General features: G+C 56.7%; 1 protein-coding gene. It reads left to right on the forward strand.

The genetic code is table 11. The features are described from left to right. Positions 1-5,093: filamentous hemagglutinin N-terminal domain-containing protein (locus FDX03_RS23050; RefSeq protein ID WP_249356994.1), on the forward strand; the 5,093-nt coding region annotated here is incomplete at both ends.

Raw genomic sequence — 5,093 nt, forward strand, 5'->3', positions numbered from 1 at the left:
TGGATAAAGCCGCCAATGGTGTTCCGGTGGTGAATATTGCCACGCCGAACCAGTCCGGGATTTCACACAACAAATATAACGACTACAACGTGGGAAAAGAGGGACTGATCCTCAACAACGCGACCGGGCAATTTACCCAAACCCAGCTCGGCGGCATCGTCCAGAATAACCCGAACCTGCGTCCCGGAAAGGAAGCATCAGGGATCATCAACGAAGTTACCGGCGCTAACCGTTCGCAGCTACAGGGCTATACCGAAGTCGCGGGGAAAGCCGCCAACGTCATGGTCGCCAACCCCTACGGCATTACCTGTAACGGGTGCGGGTTTATCAACACGCCTAACGCCACACTGACTACCGGTAAACCGGTGCTGGATGCTAACGGTAACCTGCAGTCGCTGGATGTGAGCAAAGGCAGCATTACCATTGAAGGCAAAGGGCTGGATGGAAGCCAGAGCGATGCGGTGTCAATTATTGCCCGCGCCACGGAAATTAACGCAGCGCTACACGCCAAAGATCTGAATGTTATCGTCGGCGCGAATCGCATCGCGGCGAATGGCCAGACGAGCCCGCTGAATGGCGAAGGAGAAGCACCGAAAATCGCGGTAGACACTGGCGCATTAGGTGGGATGTACGCTAACCGTATTCATCTGGTCTCCAGCGAGAAAGGGCTGGGGGTCAACCTCGGGGATCTGAATGCCCGCCAGGGTGATATCACCCTCAATGCTAACGGGAAATTAACGATCGGCAACAGTCTGGCAAACGGTGGTCTTTCTGCCAGGGGAGAAGGTGTCACGTTGACCGGTAGTCATAAGACCGCAAGCGGGATGGCCATCAACAGCACCGGGGCGTTAGCGCTACAAGGTGCAAATCTCTCCAGTGGTGCAGGCGTGCTGCTGGGCAGCGATGGCAAGATGACGATCGATGGTGGCGGGGTTGCCGCAGCTGGAGAGTTGCAGATTACGGCTAAACAGGATGTAGCCATTGCCGCAACCACTCTGGTTAGCCAGAAAAACACCTCACTGCGTAGCGACGGTTCGCTGACAATCACCGACGGCAGCCTGACCAGTAAAGAAAAACTGGATGTCGCGGGCACTAATGGGATGACGCTGACCCGTTCCACACTGGGGAGTGATGCTGATGTTAGCCTTAACAGTCACGGCAATCTGTCGGCTAAAGGGGGATTGCTCTCTGCAGGTAACGGACTCACGCTGAAGGCACAGCGCATAGCACTGGATAACGCCAGTCGGGCCGATGCGAAAGGAGCATTAAGCCTGGCCGGTAGCGAAATGAACAACCAGGGACAGGTCAATGCGGGAGGCGCGTTGTCTCTTTCCGGTGACCACCTCGTGAATGGTGGTCAACTGGCTGCGAACGGCCATCTTGATGCGTCGGTAACCCGCCTCGAAAATGGGAGGCTGATGCAGGGTAACAGCGTATCGGTCCATAGCGGGTCGCTGGATAATAGGGGCACACTGGCGAGCGGTGGCCTGCTTTCAGTACAGACAACAACGCTGAACCAACAGGGCACCCTCAGCGCGAAAAACGATGCGGATATCCGGGCAGATGCCACGCTGCTAAACGGTGGAACGTTGCTCTCTGATGGCTCATTAACGGTGCAGGCCGCGACAGTTGAACAATATGGCGTCCTCTCTGGCAGCCGGGGGGTGACAGTCAATGCTGAAAACCTCACCGCCGCGAAAGATTCGCTGATCTCCGGGCAACAGGGCATACAGTTAAACGCTGCGCAAAACCTGAACCTGAACGGTCAGGTTAATGCCGCTGGTGCGCTTAACGTGGGCGCAAAGCAGCTGACTACTGGCAAGGACGGCCATCTGCAGAGTGGTCTGGACCTTGCGATTACCGGCAACAGCGTCACGCTGGACGGTGTACAGGCGGCAAAAGGTTCGCTGGACGTAACGGCGGACAGGCTCAGTCATGGCGGAAAATCCACCGGGACACGCGTTGGTTTCAGCGCGCAGCAGTCAGTTGATAACCAGGGTGAACTGCTGGCCGATACCCTGATGCTCAGCACGGCGACGCTGGCTCATAGCGGTAGCGCCAGCGCTGAACGCATCTCGATTATTGCCCCTGAACTTTTCACCAGCAGCGGCTCTCTGGTAGCCGAAACGCTAGTTCTTCACAGTCAGAATGTTGTGAATAGCGGTCTGATGCAGGGCAACGCGGCATTGGATCTGCAGATTGATACGTTAGATAACCTTAGCGGCGGCTCGCTCTATGCCCGGCGTTCTCTGGCGCTGGATATACCGTATCTGACCAACCATGGGCTGATTACTACCGACGGTTCATTGCACCTCAACGGTCGCCAGTTGGTTAACGGCGGAGAAATTAACGGCGTTGATCTGCAAAGTGAATATGCGACGGTAAAAAACGAAACCACGGGGCGCCTGCTGGCGGACACGTCATTATCTGTTAACGGACAGAAGACAGATAACCTCGGACTCATGGCCGCCGATACGCTTGTGCTGAACAGTCGGGACGTGAATAACGACGGCAATGTGCTGTCGGCGGGGGAATTAAGCCTGAAGAATCAGACCCTCCACAACGCCGGCTTGCTGCAGGGCAGCACGCTAAATCTGGAAGCAAATACGTGGCAAAACAGCGGTAATGCGTTGGGTGAAACAGGGGTAACGGCAACGGTACACGACGTGTTCACGAATCAGGGCAACGTACTCAGCCAACAGGGTATGACCGTGCATGCCGCCAGCGTGAATAACGGCGGACTGCTGGCGGCGAAGGTGCTGGCATTACACGGCGATCTCAGTAACAGCGGGATCCTGCAGGGGAATCAGATGCTCGGCTGGGATGGCAATCGCTTCACTAACCTTGCTGGCGGGCAGGTGACCGGCGGCGAAGCGTTGCATCTTAGCGGAAAGCGTATCGACAACGATGGCCAACTGGAGGCCCGAACTGCGGCGATTACGCTGGACATTCTGCGGAACGGCGGCAGTATTCAGGCTCAGAATAGCCTGAAGATCACTGCCAGCGAGCGACTGGACAATCAGGGAGCGCTGCGCAGTCTGAATCTGTTCGAACTGGCTGCAGCGCAGTTGTTTAACGACAAAACGATTGCAGCAAAATCCCTTAGCATTTCCGCGCCGGAGCTTATGAATAACGGCACTGTGCAGGGTAATTCGGTGCTACAGCTCACCACCCGCAATCTGTTTAATGGTCAGCAGGGACAACTGGTTAGCGGCGCGGGGCTGGATTTAGGCCTCGACACGCTGGAAAACCACGGTCTGCTGTTGACGAATACCGACTTCACGCTGCGCGGCAGCACATTAATTAACGCCGGTGATATTCAGGCCGATTCCCTGGATCTGACGCTGGCAAACTCAGTTGAAAACCAGGGTAACCTGGTGGCGAAACAGGGGGCGTCGATAAATACCGCCTCTCTGGATAACCGCGGTATGCTGGCGGCGAAAAGTGTCACTCTGGATGGAAAATCCATCCGTAACAGCGGTCTGGTTCAGGGTAATGACAGTACCTCGGTTTCTGCGAATACCTTCACCACGGATGCCACAGGTAAATGGCTGGCCGGTAATGCGCTGTTGGTGCATACCAGTGCGATGGAAAACACCGGTGTACTGCAGGGCGATGTCCTGACATTTACTGCCGACTCGCTGAATAACAGCGGCGTGCTTAACGGTTTACATGGCCTGGAAGGCAAGCTATCCGGGCGACTTATCAACCCCGGATACATTCAAAGTGGCGGCGCACTGACGCTGGCGGCTGATGATATCAACAGCGCCGGGCGTATTGCCGGTGACTGGCTGACACTTGCAGCCTCGACGCTAAACAATACTGGCCTGTGGCAGGGGACGAACGGGCTTGCGCTGTCTGGCGATGTGCTCACGACGGGTATAACGTCCCGTACGCTGAGCGGTGGCGCGTTGACCTTCGATGTCGGCAATATTACGACGCAGGGAACGCTGCAGGGGCAGCAACTTACGCTGACCGCTGATGACTGGCTGCACAAAGGCTCGCTGATAAGCCTGGGTAATCTGACGGCGACTGTAAACAACGGCCTTACCACGTCAGGCGACGTGATGAGTCATGGCGGAATGTCACTGACCGCGCAGCAGCTTGATAACAGCGGAAAGCTGCTCAGCGAAAGCGACGTAACGCTCGACGGCGCACAGCTTGATAACCGCGGCACGGTACAGGGAAATACCCTGACCCTGCAGCAAAACCGGATCCACAATCAGGGCACGCTGACCGGCCTGCAAAGCCTGACGCTGGAAGCGCGTCAGCGTCTGATGGCGCGCATGGCGATGGCTTCACCGCAACAGGAATTGATTAACGCAGCAGGTGGTTCACTACTGACGCAGGGAACGCTAAAACTCACGTCTGGCGATGTGACGAATAATGGTACATGGCAGGGGCAGTCGATTCTGCTCAATGCGCAAACGCTGACAAACAATGGGGCAATACACAGCGCCGACGCTCTGCAGCTTACGCTCGCGAATAACCTGACTTCCACGGCGGGCAGCAAAATTACCGCGCTGGGTAACGCAACGCTACAGGCGCTTTCTCTGACTAACGCCGGGCAATGGACGGCGAAAAATCTTACGCTGAAGGGGGCAACCCTCGATAACAGCGCGGTAATTAGCGGCGTAAATGCGCTCACGCTTGCCATGAACGGCGCGGTCAGGCAGCAGAAAGCGGGCAGTATGCTGAGCGGCGGCGCGTTGGATCTGAATGCGGCGTCAGTCACCAACGAGGGCAAAATTCAGGGGGCGACGCTGGGCATGACGTCCGGCACATTGACCAACAGCGGACGCCTACAAGGGGATAATGGCGCAACGCTGTCGCTGAGCAGCGATTTGATAAACCAGGCTTCCGGGGAGATTGTCAGCCGTCAGGGGCTGACACTTTCTACTCCAGTGCTGTCCAACTACGGTTTAATGCAGGGCGGTGGAGAGACCCATCTTAACGCCACAACTCGCGCGCTCAATGACGGCAAACTGCTTTCCGGCGCGGGAATGACGCTGACCACGCCGCAGTATTCCGGCGCAGGCTGGTTACAGGCGACAAACCTCATTCTGAATGCGGCAACGGCCGCCAATGGCGGG

Source organism: Citrobacter sp. wls827 (assembly GCF_005280875.1).
GTDB lineage: Bacteria > Pseudomonadota > Gammaproteobacteria > Enterobacterales > Enterobacteriaceae > Citrobacter > Citrobacter youngae.